The organism is Pseudomonas sp. (genome assembly GCF_035277045.1).
GTDB lineage: Bacteria > Pseudomonadota > Gammaproteobacteria > Pseudomonadales > Pseudomonadaceae > Aquipseudomonas.
In genome coordinates this window covers 13,289-29,496 of the sequence record NZ_DATELE010000196.1, presented here as the reverse complement: position 1 = coordinate 29,496, position 16,208 = coordinate 13,289, and the positions used below count along the sequence as shown (strand labels likewise).

The following is a 16,208-nucleotide window of genomic DNA, read 5'->3' as shown; positions in this document are numbered from 1 at the left end:
GCCTGACATGCGCCGCGCCTTGCTGCTGCTTCTGCTGTTCACCGTCACCCCGCTGTGGGCCAGCGAGCCACGCACCCTCGACTGGCCGCAGCTGATCCCCGAGGGTGCGCCACGGATCGAACCGCAGCTGACGCCGCTGCACGACATCTCGCAGCTGTCACAGCTTGGCGATGCACTGGCGGCCGAGTCCGCGCCTGCAGCCACCCAGCAGGCGCCCGACGCGCCGGTGGTCGAGGCGCTCAACGGCCAGCAGGTCAAGCTGCCGGGCTACATCGTGCCGCTTGAGGTCAGCGAGGAAGGCCGTACCACCGAGTTTCTGCTGGTGCCCTACTACGGCGCCTGCATCCACGTGCCGCCGCCTCCCTCGAACCAGATCGTGCACATTTTCAGCGAGATGGGCGTGCGCGTCGAAGACCTCTACCAGCCTTACTGGATCGAGGGGCAGATGCAGGTCGCCGCCACCCGCAGCGAACTGGCCGACGCCGGTTATCGCATGGACGCCGAGAAAATCTACGTTTATGAGCTGGAATGAGAACTGCGTCCCGTCTAGGACGCGCCTTTCATTGAGCCAGATCAATTTTTGAGGCGAAACAGCTCCGTACCATTGGGCCACAAATTTTTGACGTCCTTTGGGAGCTTCCATGAACAAGTCATTGCTCGGCGCCTCGCTCGTTGCCGCGGCGCTCGTAGCACCTGTTGCCCATGCCCACCAGGCAGGCGATTTCATCATCCGCTCCGGCGCCATCACCACCGCGCCCAATGAAGATAGCGGCGAGGTGAGGCTTGACGGCGCCAGGGCCTCGGGCACCAAGGCGACTCTGGACAGCGACACCCAGCTGGGCCTGGCGTTTGCCTACATGCTGACCGACCACATCGGCCTTGAGCTGCTGGCCGCCACGCCGTTCAAGCACACCGTAGGGGTCAAGGGCCTGGGCGGCGGCCTGGATGGCGATCTGGCCGACATCAAGCAGCTGCCACCGACCCTGTCGCTGCAGTACTACCCGATGGACGCCTCGTCGCGCTTCCAGCCTTACGCGGGCGTGGGCATCAACTACACGCTGTTCTTCGATGAAGACCTGACCAGTGCCCGCAAGCAGCAGGGCTTCAGCAACCTGAAGCTGCAGGACTCGGTGGGAATCGCCGGACAGCTGGGCATGGACTACATGCTGACCGACAACCTGCTGTTCAACGCCGCGGTGTGGTACGTCGACATCGACACCAAGGCCACCATCGACGGCCCGACCGCCCTGGGCGTGGGCAAGACCAAGGTCGACGTGGACGTCGACCCGTGGGTCTACATGGTGGGCATCGGGTACAAGTTCTGAGTGCAGAGAACACAAAAAACGGCGATTGAATCGCCGTTTTTCTGTTATCGCGCTTTGCCGAGCAAACTGGCAAGGCCGTCGACGATCGGCGTCGGCTCAGGCAGACCGAAGCGCGCCAGCAAGCGCTGGTTGTCGGCCCGCGAGTGGCGGATATCACCCGGACGCGCGGCACCGTAGCTCACCGGCGGCAGGCTGCCGACCACCTCTTCGAGCGCGGCCAGCAACTGGTTGAGCGAAGTCGCCTGGTTCAGGCCGATATTCACCGCGCCCTCCTGCACCTCTTCGAGCGCGAGCGCCCGGAGCATGACCTGCACCAGATCACCCACATAGAGGAAGTCGCGGGTCTGCTCGCCATCGCCGAAGACCGTGATGGGGGCACCGTTGGTCGCCCGTTCGGCGAAGATGCTGATCACCCCCGAGTACGGCGAGGATGGGTCCTGGCGCGGTCCGAAGATATTGAAGAAGCGGAACACCACCGGGTCCAGCCCATGCTGGCGCCGGTAGAAGTCCAGATACTGCTCGCCCGCCAGCTTGTCCACCGCGTAGGGGGTCAGGGGTGCCTTGGGGGTGTCCTCGGTGATCGACTGGCCTTCGCCATTGTTGCCGTACACCGCTGCGCTCGAGGCATACAGCACGCGCCGGATGCCACCGAGGCGCATCGCCTCGCAGACATTGAGCGTGCCGATGAAGTTGCTTTGGTGGGTCTTGACCGGGTCTTCGACCGAGGCCTGTACCGACGCCACGGCGGCGAGGTGCACCACCGCCTGGCATCCGGCCACCGCGCGGGTTACCAGCGCGGCATCGGCGACATCGCCTTCGATCAGTTCCAGCCGCGGGTTGTGCAATTGCAGGTTGCTGCGCTTGCCGGTCGAGAGGTCATCGAGGATGCGTACCGAATGACCCTTGGCCAGCAGTGCATCGCTCAGGTGCGAACCGATGAATCCGGCACCACCGGTAATCAGAATTGGAGCGTCAGCCATGGCGATAGAATCGGTCCAGTAGGGGCGGCAAGCCGGCGCGCCATGCGCGGGGCTTGATACCGAATGTATGGAGGATTTTCTTGCAGGCCAGCACGGCGTGCTGCGGCTCTTCGCTCGCATCGGGACGCGCGGCGTGGGCCTGCGGTGTCGGCGCCTGCACGGCCAGCTTGTGCCACTGGGCCGCCTCACTGAGGATAGCCTGCCCTAGCGCCAGCGGTGTGGTCGCTTCGTTGCCAGCATAGTGGTAGGTGCCCCACAACGGCGCGGCGCAGTCCAGCTGCTTGAGCACCGAGAGGATCACCCGCGCGGCGTCGTCCACCGGTGTCGGGTTGCCACGCCGGTCGTCGGCCAGCATCAGCTCGTGGGGTTGCTCGGCGCGGGTCAGGAAGCGCCCCAGGGCGCCGTCGATGCTTTCATCGAGCAGCCAGCCAAAGCGCAGCAGCACATGTTGCGGGCACGTCGCGCGCACGCTCTTCTCGATGCGCCATAACGCCTGACCCCGCAGTCCCAGCGGTTTCGGCTCGTCCTTCTCGCTATAGGCCGTGGCCCGCGAGCCGTCGAATACCCGGTAGCTGGAAGGTTGCACCAGCACGATCTCGTGGTGCTGGCACAGTTCGGCCAGGCGCTCGACCGCGCGCTCCTGCTGGGTCAGGCGCTGCTCGCTGACCGACTCGGCCTGGAACCAGTCGAAGTAATACGCCAGGTTGACCAGCGCATGGGGCCGCGTGTCATCGAGCAGTTGCGTCAGGCTCGCCGCGTCCCAGCCATTGTCCGGCGGGCGCGGTGCGATAAAGGCCACATCCTCCTCGGCTCCGAGGCGAATCAGCGCTTGCCCGAGGGCACTTCCACCACCCAATAGCATCAGGCGCATTCGCATAGAGTCAGCAGATCCGAACAGGTTGATTGAAGAAAGCGAACATTATTGCGGTTTCCGGGCAGTTAAGTCCAACAAGGGGGCGGTGCATGCAGGCGTTGCGGACCGGCGTGCCTACAGGACCCCGTGGCAGCACTGGACCGGTGGGTCACTCGATCTCGAACAGCCCGTTGCGTATCGGCCCGACATTCAGCCGTTCACGCACGTCGTCATCAATACGCGGATCGTCCGGCCTGTACAGCTTTACCTGACGGTAGGCGTTGATGCGGTTGATCTCGGGGCCCAGATACTCCCAGACCACGCGGGTGCAGGCGGGGTTCCGGCGGTCGCCGCTGGAGACGCCGGTCTTGAGGCCGTTGAGGCGAGTGATGCGGCTCTTGAAGCTGGGGATGAGGATGGTCTGGCTCATCTCGTTGAGGGTCAGCGATTCGTAGTCGATGAGAAACAGACGGTCCTGCAGCTGGAACGCGGCGCCCAAATAGCGGCAGCGTACCCAGTCTTCGGCCTGTACGTCGGTGCTGCTGGTGCGCTCCTGACGCTCCTGGCGCTCGAACAGGAAGTTGCCGCGGTCTTCGAACAGGTGCACCAGCGACAGCAGGATGGTGCCTGGCACCGACATGCAGTTGGAGTACTCGAAGTAGTAGCCGCAATAGCGCGACAGGTTACCGGCATGGGCCTGCAGGGGCTTGAGCAGGTCACTGATGGGGTCGCCTGGCGGCTGGACAAGGCCGGCAGCGCCGCGGGCACCGATCAGGCGGGCGAACTGTTCGGCCGGCAAACCGAGCTCGTAGTCCTCGACACCGAAGAAGTCACCAATGCGTTTGAGGTTGTACGCGGTCGGGCGGCTTTGCCCGCTCAGGTACTTGTTGAATTGCGCGCGGTTGATCGACAGCTGCCGGCAAACCTCGGAGATAGAGCGGTAATGACTGCAGGCCAGTTTGAGATTGGCCGCGAAATGTTCACTCATGAATGCCGGTCCAGGTGATGCGAGAAGCGCCAGTTTAGCATCAGATCGCATCAAATCGGAGCAACCCGCGAAATTGTAACCGCCCTTGTCATGGCCAACCATTCGCCCCAACAAAGCGCGGTGCAATGACACTGCCGCAGTCTTTCACGCAAAAAATAAGAATCGAGGGTTACACCATGCTCGAAGTGCTCAACGATTTCCTTTCGGGGAAACTCCTCATCGTCCTGATCGTGGGACTCGGCAGCTATTTCACCATTCGCTCGCGGTTCGTCCAGTTCCGTCACTTCGGCCATATGTTCGGGGTTTTCAAGGAGTCGCTGAAGGGCCAGGCGGGCCAGCTGAGCTCGTTCCAGGCACTGATGCTGAGCCTTGCCGGCCGCGTTGGCGCGGGTAACATCGCCGGTGTCGGCATTGCCGTGACCCTGGGCGGCCCAGGCGCGGTGTTCTGGATGTGGGTCACCGCACTGGTGGGCATGTCCAGCAGCTTCTTCGAGTGCACCCTGGCGCAGGTCTACAAGCGCGCCGACGGTGATGGCCTGTACCGTGGCGGCCCGGCGTACTACATCCTGCATGGCTTGAAGCTCAAGCGCATGGCGGTGGTGTTCTCGCTCCTGCTGCTGGTGACCTACGGCTTCGCCTTCAACGGCCTGCAGTCGTACACCGTGACTCATTCGCTGCAAAACGCCTTCGGCTTCGCGCCCGAGCACACCGGCATCGCCCTGGCCGTGCTGCTGGCGATCGTCTTCCTGGGCGGCATCAAGCGCATCGCCTCGGTGTCCGACCTGCTGGTACCGGTCAAGACCCTCGCCTACATTGGCGTGACCCTCTACGTGATCGGCAGCCAGATCGAACACGTGCCAGCCATGCTGGAAACCATCTTCAAGAGCGCCTTCGGCCTCGACCCGGCCTTTGGCGGCCTGCTCGGCAGCGCTATCGTCATGGGCGTGAAGCGTGGCGTGTTCGCCAACGAAGCGGGCCTGGGCAGCGCGCCCAACGTCGCCGCCGTCGCCGCCGTGCGCCACCCGGGCGCCCAGGGCGTGGTGCAGGCGTTCAGCGTGTTCCTCGATACTTTCGTGATCTGCACCTGCACCGCGCTGCTGATCCTGCTGTCGGGCTTCTACACCCCGGGCTTCGAAGGTGACGGCATCGTCCTGACCCAGAACTCGCTGGCCGCGGTGGTCGGTGACTGGGGCCGCCTGTTCGTCAGCGTCGCGCTGTCGCTGTTTGTCTTCACCTGCATCCTCTACAACTACTACCTGGGCGAAACCAGCCTGCAGTTCCTCAGCCGCAACCGCCTGGTGCTGCTGGGCTACCGCGCCCTGGTGCTGGCGCTGGTGGTGTGGGGCTCGGTGCAGAACCTGACGACCGTGTTCGCCTTCGCCGACATCACCATGACCTGCCTGGCCTTCGTCAACCTGATCGCCCTGGCCATGTTGTTCAAGATCGGCCTGCGGGTAATGCGCGACTACGACGACCAGCGCCGTGCCGGCATCAAGCAGCCGGTGTTCGACTCCGCCAAGTTCGCCGACCTGGACCTGGACCGTGCCGCATGGCCGGCCAACCCACAGCCTGAAACAGCTGCTGACAAGGTCACTGGCCAGGTCCAGACTCAAGGCTGATATCGTCGCGCCTCCTGGCCGCCCCGTCCGTGGGCGGCCGCTTCTTCCGCCTATCGTCACGGAACGCCCCATGCGTGCAGTCAACAATCTACTCGTCCTCTACACCGGCGGCACCATCGGCATGCTGGAGACGCCGGCGGGCCTGGCGCCGGCCGGTGGTTTCGACGCGCGGATGCGCGAGCACCTCTCCCAGAGCGCCGACGCGCCGCAGCTGAACTGGTCGCTGCGCGAGCTCGATCCGCTGCTCGACAGCGCCAACATGCAGCAGGCCAACTGGCTGGCCATGCGTGACGCCATCGTCGAGGCGGTGGAACACAATGGGCATGACGGCGTGCTGGTGCTGCATGGCACCGACACCCTGGCCTATAGCGCGGCTGCCTTGTCGTTCCTGTTGCTGGGCTTGCCGGTGCCGGTGCTGCTGACGGGCTCCATGCTGCCGGCCGGGGCGCCGGACAGCGATGCCTGGGACAACCTGGAAGGCGCCTTGCGGTTGTTCGAGCAAGGGCTGGAAGACGGCGTGCAGCTGTATTTCCACGGTCAGCTGTTGCATGGCGCCCGCGCCTCGAAGCTGCGCAGCGAGGCGTTCGATGCATTCAAGGCGCTGGCGCGGCATCGCGAGGGCGACAAGGCTGGATCGATGCCCGGTGAGCTTGACTACCGCGCGCCGCGCCAGCCGGTGAACCTCGCGGTGGTGCCGGTATTCCCGGGACTGCAGGCGCAGCACCTGCGGGCGCTGCTGGGCAGCGGTGTGCAGGGCTTGCTGCTGGAATGCTACGGCAGCGGTACCGGGCCGTCGGACGACCAAGGGCTGGTCGATGCCTTGCGTGACGCCCGGCAGCGCGGCGTGATGATTGCCGCGATCAGCCAGTGCCCGGAAGGTGCCGTCGAGTTCGGGACCTATGCCGCGGGCAGCCGGCTGCGTGATACCGGGCTGGTGAGTGGCGGCGGAATGACCCGTGAAGCCGCGCTGGGCAAGATGTTTGCCCTGCTCGGCGCGGGCCTGGACGTTCAAACGGCGGAGCGGTGGTTTGCGCTGGACCTGTGTGGGGAGCGCGCCTGAGCCGATGAATGGCGGAAGGCAGCGGGAGTCGAACCTGCCCGGGAACGGATGCCGTCCCCAACCGGGTTTGAAGCCCGGCCGCGCCACCGGGCGCGATTGCCTTCCTGAACCTGGGGTGTGTACGAAAAGCCTAGCGCGCGGCCTGCTGGGCCAGGGCGTTGTCGGGGCGTATGCAGCGCTGGCCGGCAACCCTGCGGGTCAGGCCGATGCGGTCGAAATACTCGAGTATCTGCACACTGCGCTTGCGGCCGATGCCCAACATATCGCGAAACGCAGCGACCTGCACTACCAGCGTGGCGTCCGCTTGCTGCATCAGCAGTTCGGCCATGCGCCGGATCGTCGCCTCAGGATAGAACAGATCGCGAACCACCTGATGCACCAGGCCCAGCCGCGCCAGCTTGCGCAGTAACAGCCGTACGTCAGCCTCTTCCAGTGCCAGCGTAGCGGCGAGGGTTCTGACCCAGGGCGGATCGAACGCCCCCTCCAGCAACAGCGGCTGGATCCGCGCCCAGACCTCCTCATCCTTATCGCTCAGGCTGACCTGGTGATCAGGCAGGTGCAGCCACGGCCCGCTGCTGGCAATCAGGCCACTGCCCAACAGTTCATCCAGCAGGCTGATGAACGCCGGGCGCTCCAGCGCCAAGGCGGCGAAGCGCCGCAGCCGGTCACGGTCTGGTCCCAGCTGGTCAGGCTCTTGCGCATGAAACAGCGCCAGCTGTTCGAGCACCTGCTGCCTGAGACGCTCCCAGTGCTGCCTGGCGAACAGCAACGGCCCTTGACGCGTCGCGACCACCAGTGCCTCCCCGGGCAGCAGCCAGCCACCGCGCAGGCGATTGAACTGGCGCTCCAGCCGCTGCGGGTCAAGCCCGCCCGGCGCCGCCTCCAGCAGTGCCGGTAACGCTTGTTCCAGGCTCGTGGCATCGGCCAGTACGTGCAACTGGCGCAGGCGCACGTCGCTGCGGCGATGGCGGCTCGGGGCGAAGGGGTCGAGCACCGTACCGCCGCCCAGCGTCCGTTCGGCGCGCTGATCACGCAGCACCAGGCGGTCGCCATGCACCGCCTGCAACGGCGCATTGAGCAGCAGCTGCGCGAACATACGCTCGCCGCCCCGAATCGCCTCGCCCTCCAGCAGCGCCACGCGCGCCGTGACATCCTGGGTGCCGAGATGAACATGCACCGCGCTGAAGTGGCTAAAGGGCCGCGTCTCGCCGGGGAGCAGCGTCATGTCGATATCGATCCGCACGCTTGGCGCGTGCAGCCATTCAGCCACCAGCCAGTCACCTCGGTGGACGTGTTCCAGGGCCAGCCGTTCGCCGCTGAGGTTGAGCGCTATACGCTGCCCGGCCTGGCCCGTGGCTGACGGCTGATTCTGCGCGTGCATCCCACGCACTCGCACAGGTTTGCCGGCCCTGCCCAGCAGCAAGGTATCGCCAACACTCACGCGCCCCGCCAGTGCCGTGCCAGTCACCACGATACCCGCCCCCGCCACCGCGAAGGCGCGATCGATCGCCAGGCGAAAGCCGCCCTCCACGCGGCGCGCCTGCACCCTGCCCTGGGCCTGCAGCAATGTCTGGCGCAAGGCTTCGATGCCATCACCCGTCAGGCTGGAAACAGCAAACCGCGGCGCCTCCGCGTACGGCCCCAGTGCTAGCAGCCCGGCCACCTCCGCCTTTACCTCGGCAATCCGCCGCTGCTCGACCCGGTCGCACTTGCTGATCACCACCAGCGCCTCGGGGATACCCAGCAACTCGATGATTGCCAGATGCTCGCGGGTCTGCGGCATGACGCCGTCGTCGGCAGCCACGACGAGCAGTACCAGGTCGATACCTTGCGCGCCCGCCAGCATGTTGTGGATAAACCGCTCATGCCCCGGGACATCGATGAAACCGGTGAGCGGCGCGCCGTCCTCAAGCGCCGCATAGCGGTAGCCGAGGTCAATGGTCATGCCGCGGTCGCGCTCCTCCCGGCGCTGGTCGCCGGCCTGCCCGGTCAAGGCCTCGAGCAGCGCGGTCTTGCCGTGGTCGATGTGCCCGGCGGTTCCTACGATCACGGCGTCACCACGCCCAGGTGCAGCTCGGGCAACTGCGCCAGCCATTGCGCCTGGTCGTCGAGCTGACGCAGGTCGAGCCACAGGGCATCGTCGTCGATGCGCCCGAGCACCGGCACCGGCAAGGCGCGCAGGGCTCGTTCCAGCACATGCAGGCTACGCCCGCGCAGGCGCTTGGAGACGAGCGGACGCAGGCACAGCGCCGCGCTGGGCAAGCGCGCCACCGGCTGACTGCCGCTGCCGATCATGCCCAGCGCCGGCTCGACGCTGACGGTCCACTGTGCGCCGAGCTGGGTGGCCAGGGCCGGCGCCAGGCGTTCGGCCTGCGCCTTTATGTCCTCCTGCGGCCGCGTCAACAGGCGCAGGCTGGGCAGGCGCTCAGCCAGGCGGTCCGGATTGCGGTAGAGCCCGAGCACGGCTTCGAGCGCGGCCAGGGTCAGTTTGTCGACGCGCAGGGCGCGCTTGAGCGGGTTTTTCTTGATCCGGGCGATCAGCTCCTTGCGTCCGACGATGATCCCGGCCTGGGGGCCGCCGAGCAGCTTGTCGCCGCTGAAGGTGACGATATCGGCGCCATCGGCCAGGGCCTGGCGCACCGTCGGTTCGGCCGGCAGGCCCCAGCGGGTGAGGTCGAGCAGGCTGCCGCTGCCCAGGTCTTCAAGCAGCGGCAGGTCATGCTGATGGGCGATCTGCGCCAGCTCCTCGGTCGGCACCTGGGTGGTGAAGCCCTGGATGCTGTAGTTGCTGCAATGCACCCGCATCAACAGACCGGTGCGCGGGCCGATGGCCGCCTGGTAGTCGCGGGCATGGGTGCGGTTGGTGGTGCCGATCTCGTGCAGGCGCACGCCAGCGCGGGCCATGATGTCCGGAATGCGAAAGGCGCCGCCAATCTCGATGAGCTCGCCGCGCGAAATGATGCCCTCCTTGCGCGCGCCCAGGCTGTTGAGCGCCAGCAGCACGGCGGCGGCATTGTTGTTGACCACGGTGACGGCTTCGGCGCCGGTCAGCTCGCGGATCAGGCCTTCGATGAGGTCGTCGCGGTCGCCGCGCTTGCCGGTCGTCAGGTCGAACTCGAGGTTGAGCGGGTAGCGCGCGGCCAGTTGCACGGCCTCGATGGCTTCTTCCGGTAGCAGCGCGCGGCCAAGATTGGTGTGAAGGACCGTGCCCGTGAGGTTGAATACCCGGCGGATATGGCTCTGGTTTTGCCGTGCAAGACGTTCACTGGCCCGGCCGGTGAGGACTTCGGCGGTGAGCTCGGCGCTGGTGAGCTGGCCCAGGCGGGCGGGATCACGCAGGTCATCGAGCAACTGGCGCAGGGTGGCCAGGACGGCGTCGCGGCCATGGCGGTCAAGCAGCGGCTGGCTGGCAGGATGGCGCAGGAGGGTGTCGATAGAGGGCAGGCGGGGGATGGTGCTGCTGGCGCTGTGGGGCATGCGGGGGCTACCTTCGGCTTGGATGGTGTCTGGACGGGCATCTTCGCTGACAAGCCAGCTCCCACAGGGGTTGGCATGCACCATAGAATCTCCCACAGTCCCAGCGCCGAACTTGAAAGTACCGCTATACCTGTGGGAGCTGGCTTGCCAGCGAAAGGGGCGACTCGGTTTCGAGTGTAGTCCCTCATCCGCCCCCAGGCGCCAGCATCAGGTTCGGCGCCACCCGCTGGAACCCTGCCTGGTCCAGCGCCATGTCCAGGGCCAGGCTGGCCAGGTCCGCCGACAACGGCTCCCCCTCGGCATCATTTTCCAGGTAGAGCTGCTTCAGATACCCCTGGCATCCCGGACAGCATTCCGCGCGCAACGGCGCCTTGTCCGGCGCATGACGGTCATCCTCCAGACTGCTGTAGCGCAAATCCTTGCTTTGCTCGCAGTACACGCACTTGACCCGCACCACATGCCACTCGCAGGCGCATAACGAACACACCAGGTACCGCAGGCCGTTGTGTTTGCCGCGATTGCGCACCACGCCAGCCATGGCCGGGGACCCACAGCACGGGCATTGGCTGAGGCTGCCGCCCGGCTTGATCTCGCCAGCCGGCAGCGCCAGCAACCAATGGCTCCAGGCGGCCTGCAGTGCGGCGCCAATGAAAGGCACCAGCGCCGCTGGCAGCGCATCGTACTGTCCCGCCAGCAAGGCGATGCCCCAGCCTTTGCGCTGCTGCGTGTCCGCCTCGCGCAATTGCCGCAAGGCATCGGCCAGGGCATCCCCGGGCGGCGGAACGTAGAGATCGAGCAACGCCTGCAGCCAGACCAGCCAGGCACCCTCGCGCACCAGGCTGTCGGCCGACAAGGGCGGCAGGCCATGGCTGATGCACAGGCGCTGACGCTCGGCTTCCACCGGTACGCCACCCGGCGGCAGCGCCAGCAATTGCTGCTGCACGCGGCACAGGCTGGCGATCAGCCGAAGGTAGCCGGCCAGCGCGTGGCCTTGGGCCAATCTCTCCAGCCGCGCGGCGCGCACTTCGAACAGGTTCCCCGGCGGCAGGTGCAAGAACGGCGGCGAGACCGCGGAGGCTTCGATCTGCCCAGGTTCCAGAATCGTACTCAAGCGTTCATCCTTCCTTGCGGGGGGTGTTGTGCGGGGTGTTGTGCGGCGGCTTGTCGCCGGTCACGTCGCGGTACCACAGCTCATGGTGCTTGCGCGCCCATGGCCGGCTGACCCAGCCGTGCAGCATCGCGCCCACCGAGCCCTTGATCCAGATGCCGGCGTAGATGTGCACGATGATGCTGAGCACCAGCACGAACGCCGCCAGCGCGTGCAGCAACGTGGACAGGCGCAGGGCGCCGATGCCGAAATACGCGCTGAAGTACGCCCGCCACATCACCACGCCGGTCACCAGCAACACCAGCATGCACAGCAGCAGCGTCCAGAACAGCAGCTTCTGCCCGGCGTTGTACTTGCCAATCGCTGGCACGCCTTCTTCGCGGTTCAGCATTACCCGGTCGATGCGGCGCAGCCAGAGCCGGTCATTGGCGGTGATGAAGTTGGCGCGCCAGAAGCGCACCACCAGCCCGACGAAGAATACGAACATCGCCACGCCCATGAACGGGTGCAGGATCCGCGTCCACGTCCCTCCTCCAAACAGGTTGCTGAGCCAGAACAGCGCCGGATGAAACAGCGCCAGGCCTGACAACGCGGCCAGGACGAACAGGATCGCCACCAGCCAGTGGTTGGTCCGTTCGTTGGCGGTGTAGCGCAGGATCGGTTTGTCGTCGTTCATGGCCGCTGCTCCCCTTGCCCGCCAGGCTTGCCTGGGTCGTAGACGTGGACCGCCGGGTCCACCTGGTGCACGCTGCTGTCGACGGGCGCCGGATGTTCGTCTTCCTCGACCCGCTGCGGCCCCACGCGCACGTAATGGAAGAACCCCGCGACCACCGCGGCGCCCATGGCCAGCAGCGCCAGCGGCTTGCTGATGCCCTTCCACAGCCCGACCAGCGGGCTGATCACCGGCTCGTCCGGCAGGCCGGCGTAGAGGCGCGGCGTGTCGGCATGGTGCAGCACATACATCACGTGGGTGCCGCCAACCCCGTCCGGGTCATAGAGACCGGCGTTGTCGAAGCCGCGTGACTTGAGGTCGACGATGCGCTCGGCGGCGTGGGTCTTCATGTCGTCCTTGGTGCCAAAGACGATGGCTCCGGTCGGACAGGTCTTCACGCAGGCAGGCTCGAGCCCCACGGCCACGCGGTCGGAACACAGGGTGCACTTGTAGGCCTTGTGGTCCTTCTGCGAGATCCGCGGGATGTTGAACGGGCAGCCGGTGATGCAGTAGCCGCAGCCGATGCAATGGTCCTGGTTGAAGTCGACGATGCCATTGGCGTGCTTGATGATCGCGCCGGGGCTCGGGCACGCCTTCAGGCAACCTGGGTCGGCGCAGTGCATGCAGCCATCCTTGCGGATCAGCCATTCCAGGTTGCCATCGGACGTTTCGTGCTCGGTAAAGCGCATCAACGTCCACGTCTCGGCGGTAAGGTCGTGGGGGTTGTCGTAGGTGCCGTGGTTATGGCCCACCTCGTCACGCAGCTCGTTCCATTCCGAGCACGCCACCTGGCAGGCCTTGCAGCCGATGCACTTGGTGGTGTCGATCAGCTTGGCGACTTCCTGCTGCTGGCGCACCGAGGGCGGGACGGTCGTGGTGGCCGAACGGGCAATGATATCTTGGCTAGCCATCAGACCTTCTCCACGTTGACCAGGAACGACTTGGATTCCGGCGTCTGGGTATTGCCGTCACCCAGGAACGGCACCAGGGTGTTGGTCAGGTAGCCATGCCGGGTTTCACCGGTGAAGCCCCAGTGCAACGGGATGCCGACCTGGTGGACGGTCTGGTTGTTGACCTGCAGCGGGCGGATCCGCTTGGTCACCACCGCCACCGCTTCGATGAACCCGCGCTTGCTGCTGACCCGCACCCGATCGCCCGCGGCGATGCCCTTCTCGTTGGCCAGTACCTCGCCGATTTCGACGAACTGCTCAGGCTGGGCGATGGCATTGAGGCGGCAGTGCTTGCTCCAGAAGTGGAAGTGCTCGGTCAGCCGGTAGGTGGTGGCCGCGTAGGGGAAGTCCTTGGCCACGCCGAGGGTCTCCCATACCGAATCGAACACGCGCCCGGCCGGGTTGCTGGTGGCCTTCTTGTTGTTCGGGTGCAGCGGGTTGATCCCGATGGGCGTCTCGAAGGGCTCGTAGTGCTCGGGGAACGGGCCTTCGGCCATCTTGTCGAGAGCGAAGAACCGCGCCACCCCTTCGGGGTTCATGATGAAGGGGTTCATGCCCGCTTCAGGCGGGACATCGACCTTGTAGTCCGGGGTGTCGGTGCCGCCCCAGGTTTTGCCGTTCCACCACACCAGGCGCTTGTTCGGGTCCCATGGGTTGCCTTGGGGATCGGCCGAGGCGCGGTTGTAGAGGATGCGCCGGTTCGAGGGCCAGGCCCAGGCCCAGTTGACCGTCTGCTTCATGCCGAACGGGTCGCTGTTGTCGCGGCGGGCCATCTGGTTGCCTTGCTCGGTCCAGCTGCCACAGAAGATCCAGCAACCGGACGCGGTGCTGCCATCGTCCTTGAGCTGGCCGAAGCCGGCAAGCTGCTGCCCGGCCTTGAGCTGTCCGCCGGTGGCATCGGTCTGGTCGGTGACCGCGCTGCCATTGAGCTCCTTGGCCAGCTCCTCCGGCGAGGGCTCGTCGGCCACCTTGTAGGGCCAGCTGAGGTTGAGCAGCGGCTCGGCGAAGGCGCCGCCCTCCTCCTGGTAGCGCTTGCGCAACCGCAGGAACAACTCGCTCATGATGCGCACATCGGTGCGTGTCTCACCTGGACCGTCGGCGCCCTTCCAGTGCCATTGCAGCCAGCGGCTGCTGTTGACCAGCGAGCCGTCTTCCTCGGCGAAGCAGGTGGTGGGCAGGCGGATGACCTCGGTCTGGATATCGGCGCTGCTGACATCGTTGTACGGCCCGACGTTGCGCCAGAACTCGGAGGTCTCGGTGGCCAGCGGATCCATGATCACCAGCCACTTGAGCCTGCTCAGCGCCGCGGTGACACGGTTCTTGTCGGGCAGCGCGGCGATGGGGTTGAAGCCCTGGCACATGTAGCCATTGACCTTGCCCTGGCCCATCAGGTCGAACATCTTCAGCACGTCGTAGCCGGGAATATCGAGCTTGGGCAGCCAGTCATAGCCCCAGCGGTTTTCCGCCGTGGCGTTGGCACCGTACCAGGCCTTCATCAGGCTGACGTGGAACTTGCCGTAGTTCTGCCAGTAGGACAACTGGCCCGGGCGCAGCGGCTTGGGCGCGCGCTTGGCGATATAGGCGTCGTAGTCCTGCTCGGTCTCGCCGGGCAGGGTCAGGTAGCCGGGCAGCGAGTTGGACAGCAGCCCGAGATCAGTCAGCCCCTGGATGTTGGAGTGCCCGCGCAAGGCGTTGACGCCACCGCCGGGCATGCCGACATTGCCCAGCAACAGTTGCACCATGGCCGCGCTGCGGATGATCTGCGCCCCGATGGAGTGCTGTGTCCAGCCCAGGGCGTAGAGGATGGTCATGGTCTTGCCCGGTTGCGAGCAGGTGGCGACTTCCTCCCAGATCTTCTGCATGCTGTCCTGCGGCATGCCGCAGGTCATGCTCGCAAGCTCCGGCGTGTAGCGGCTGTAGTGCTGCTTCATCAGCTGGTAGACGCAGCGTGGGTCCTGCAGGGTCGGGTCGACCTTGGCAAAACCGTCCTCGCCCATCTCGTAGCCCCAGCCGGACTTGTCGTTATAGGTGCGCTTGACCGGGTCGTAACCGCTGAACAGCCCGTCCTCGAAGCCAAAGCCGGCCTTCACGATGAACGACACATCGGTGTAGTTACGCACATATTCGTGCTGGATCTTGTCGGTGCTCAGCAGGTAGTTGATGAGACCGCCCATGAAGGCGATGTCGCTGCCGGTGCGAATCGGCGCGTAGTAATCGGCCACCGACGCGGTCCGGGTAAACCTGGGGTCGACCACGATCAGTCGGGCCTGATTATGTGCCTTGGCCTCGGTCACCCATTTGAAGCCGCACGGATGCGCTTCTGCAGCGTTGCCCCCCATCACCAGGATCAGATTCGCGTTGGCGATATCGGTCCAGTGGTTGGTCATGGCTCCACGGCCGTACGTCGGGGCAAGACTTGCCACCGTCGGGCCATGTCAGACACGTGCCTGGTTATCGAACCCCAGCATGCCCAGTGAGCGGATGACCTTGTGGGTGATGTAGCCTGCTTCGCTGGACGCCGCGGAAGCCGCAAGGAATCCTGTGGTGAGCCAGCGATTCACCGTCTGGCCTTCGGCGTTCTTCTCGATGAAGTTGGCGTCGCGGTCGGCCTTGACCAGGCTGGCCACGCGGTCCATGGCTTCGTCCCAGCTGATCCGGGTCCACTCGGCACTGCCAGGCTTGCGTACTTGCGGGTACTGAAGCCGGTTGGGGCTGTGGATGAAGTCGAGCAGGCCAGCGCCTTTCGGGCACAGCGTGCCGCGATTGACCGGATGGTCGGCGTCGCCTTCGATGTGGATGATGTTCTGGGAGACGTTCTTGCCCGCATCGCCCTGGCCGTACATGATCAGGCCGCAGCCGACCGAACAGTAGGGACAGGTGTTGCGGGTTTCCTTGGTGTGCGCCAGCTTGAAGTGGCGCACCTGCTCGGCGAAGGCAGGTGTCGGGGCCATGCCCAACGCCGCCAGGCTCGAACCTCCAAGGCCGACTGCAGCGACCTTGAAGAACTGCCGACGGTTGAGGTCCATCGTGCACTCCTGATCAGGTGGTGGACGCACGGGACATTGCCGGCGTCTCTCGACTGTCACGGTGACGGCAGAATCAACGGCCGCCAGTGGGTAAGACTAGTCGAGAATCC

At 65.5% G+C, this 16,208-nt stretch carries 13 protein-coding genes and 1 tRNA gene; 4 read left to right on the top strand and 10 right to left on the bottom strand.

Annotation, left to right across the window (positions count from 1 at the left end; genetic code table 11):
• The first annotated feature begins 7 nt into the window (after positions 1-7).
• Both VJS90_RS10225 and VJS90_RS10220 read left to right on the top strand, forming a co-directional pair.
• A complete protein-coding gene (locus tag VJS90_RS10225) occupies positions 8-532 on the top strand; it encodes a DUF3299 domain-containing protein (RefSeq protein WP_324121536.1) in 525 nt (174 codons plus the stop codon).
• A gap of 109 nt (positions 533-641) precedes the next feature.
• Positions 642-1,325 carry an OmpW/AlkL family protein gene (locus tag VJS90_RS10220; RefSeq protein WP_324121535.1) on the top strand — a complete coding sequence of 228 codons (684 nt, stop codon included), beginning with the start codon at positions 642-644 and terminating at the stop codon, positions 1,323-1,325.
• A gap of 44 nt (positions 1,326-1,369) precedes the next feature.
• On the opposite strand, the gene VJS90_RS10215 is transcribed toward VJS90_RS10220, so the two are convergent.
• From VJS90_RS10215 to VJS90_RS10205, 3 genes are all read right to left on the bottom strand, one after another.
• Positions 1,370-2,305: an NAD-dependent epimerase/dehydratase family protein gene (locus VJS90_RS10215; protein ID WP_324121534.1), complete on the bottom strand. Its 936-nt coding sequence runs from the start codon at positions 2,303-2,305 to the stop codon at positions 1,370-1,372.
• Positions 2,298-3,182 carry a sugar nucleotide-binding protein gene (locus VJS90_RS10210; RefSeq protein WP_324121533.1) on the bottom strand — a complete coding sequence of 295 codons (885 nt, stop codon included), beginning with the start codon at positions 3,180-3,182 and terminating at the stop codon, positions 2,298-2,300. The genes VJS90_RS10215 and VJS90_RS10210 overlap by 8 nt, the downstream gene beginning before the upstream one ends.
• Positions 3,183-3,327: 145 nt before the next feature.
• Complete coding sequence (locus tag VJS90_RS10205) at positions 3,328-4,146, bottom strand: XRE family transcriptional regulator (protein ID WP_324121532.1); 819 nt, start codon at positions 4,144-4,146, stop codon at positions 3,328-3,330.
• 176 nt (positions 4,147-4,322) lie between these two features.
• On the opposite strand from VJS90_RS10205, the gene VJS90_RS10200 reads away from it, so the two are divergent.
• Together VJS90_RS10200 and VJS90_RS10195 are read left to right on the top strand one after the other, a co-directional pair.
• Complete coding sequence (locus tag VJS90_RS10200; RefSeq protein WP_324121531.1) at positions 4,323-5,765, top strand: alanine/glycine:cation symporter family protein; 1,443 nt, start codon at positions 4,323-4,325, stop codon at positions 5,763-5,765.
• A gap of 70 nt (positions 5,766-5,835) precedes the next feature.
• On the top strand, positions 5,836-6,825 hold the full coding sequence (locus tag VJS90_RS10195; RefSeq protein WP_324121530.1) for an asparaginase: 990 nt from the start codon (positions 5,836-5,838) through the stop codon (positions 6,823-6,825).
• A 9-nt stretch (positions 6,826-6,834) separates the two neighbouring features.
• Here the strand turns inward: VJS90_RS10195 and VJS90_RS10190 are convergent.
• From VJS90_RS10190 to fdnG, 7 genes are all read right to left on the bottom strand, one after another.
• Positions 6,835-6,930: transfer RNA gene (locus tag VJS90_RS10190), tRNA-Sec, on the bottom strand.
• A 25-nt stretch (positions 6,931-6,955) separates the two neighbouring features.
• A complete protein-coding gene (gene selB / locus VJS90_RS10185; RefSeq protein WP_324121529.1) occupies positions 6,956-8,875 on the bottom strand; it encodes a selenocysteine-specific translation elongation factor in 1,920 nt (639 codons plus the stop codon).
• Entirely contained in the window at positions 8,872-10,302 is a 1,431-nt protein-coding gene (gene selA, locus VJS90_RS10180) for an L-seryl-tRNA(Sec) selenium transferase (RefSeq protein ID WP_324121528.1), read from the bottom strand. Before selA ends, selB begins: the two co-directional genes overlap by 4 nt.
• A 184-nt stretch (positions 10,303-10,486) precedes the next feature.
• Positions 10,487-11,413: a formate dehydrogenase accessory protein FdhE gene (fdhE, locus tag VJS90_RS10175; RefSeq protein WP_324121527.1), complete on the bottom strand. Its 927-nt coding sequence runs from the start codon at positions 11,411-11,413 to the stop codon at positions 10,487-10,489.
• Positions 11,414-11,417: 4 nt separating this feature from the next.
• Complete coding sequence (locus VJS90_RS10170; protein ID WP_324121526.1) at positions 11,418-12,086, bottom strand: formate dehydrogenase subunit gamma; 669 nt, start codon at positions 12,084-12,086, stop codon at positions 11,418-11,420.
• Positions 12,083-13,033 (bottom strand): formate dehydrogenase subunit beta, encoded by a 951-nt coding sequence (gene fdxH / locus VJS90_RS10165; RefSeq protein ID WP_324121525.1) that lies wholly within the window; start codon positions 13,031-13,033, stop codon positions 12,083-12,085. The genes VJS90_RS10170 and fdxH overlap by 4 nt, the downstream gene beginning before the upstream one ends.
• Positions 13,033-16,098, bottom strand: coding sequence for a formate dehydrogenase-N subunit alpha (gene fdnG / locus VJS90_RS10160; RefSeq protein ID WP_324121524.1), 3,066 nt, complete (start codon positions 16,096-16,098; stop codon positions 13,033-13,035). The genes fdxH and fdnG overlap by 1 nt, the downstream gene beginning before the upstream one ends.
• Positions 16,099-16,208: the final 110 nt, after the last annotated feature.

Coding starts and splice junctions, on each gene's coding strand:
- VJS90_RS10225 (WP_324121536.1), top strand. CDS start 8: ATGCGCCGCGCCTTGCTGCTGCTTCTGCTGTTCACCGTCACCCCGCTG.
- VJS90_RS10220 (WP_324121535.1), top strand. CDS start 642: ATGAACAAGTCATTGCTCGGCGCCTCGCTCGTTGCCGCGGCGCTCGTA.
- VJS90_RS10215 (WP_324121534.1), bottom strand. CDS start 2,305: ATGGCTGACGCTCCAATTCTGATTACCGGTGGTGCCGGATTCATCGGT.
- VJS90_RS10210 (WP_324121533.1), bottom strand. CDS start 3,182: ATGCGAATGCGCCTGATGCTATTGGGTGGTGGAAGTGCCCTCGGGCAA.
- VJS90_RS10205 (WP_324121532.1), bottom strand. CDS start 4,146: ATGAGTGAACATTTCGCGGCCAATCTCAAACTGGCCTGCAGTCATTAC.
- VJS90_RS10200 (WP_324121531.1), top strand. CDS start 4,323: ATGCTCGAAGTGCTCAACGATTTCCTTTCGGGGAAACTCCTCATCGTC.
- VJS90_RS10195 (WP_324121530.1), top strand. CDS start 5,836: ATGCGTGCAGTCAACAATCTACTCGTCCTCTACACCGGCGGCACCATC.
- selA (WP_324121528.1), bottom strand. CDS start 10,302: ATGCCCCACAGCGCCAGCAGCACCATCCCCCGCCTGCCCTCTATCGAC.
- VJS90_RS10170 (WP_324121526.1), bottom strand. CDS start 12,086: ATGAACGACGACAAACCGATCCTGCGCTACACCGCCAACGAACGGACC.
- fdxH (WP_324121525.1), bottom strand. CDS start 13,033: ATGGCTAGCCAAGATATCATTGCCCGTTCGGCCACCACGACCGTCCCG.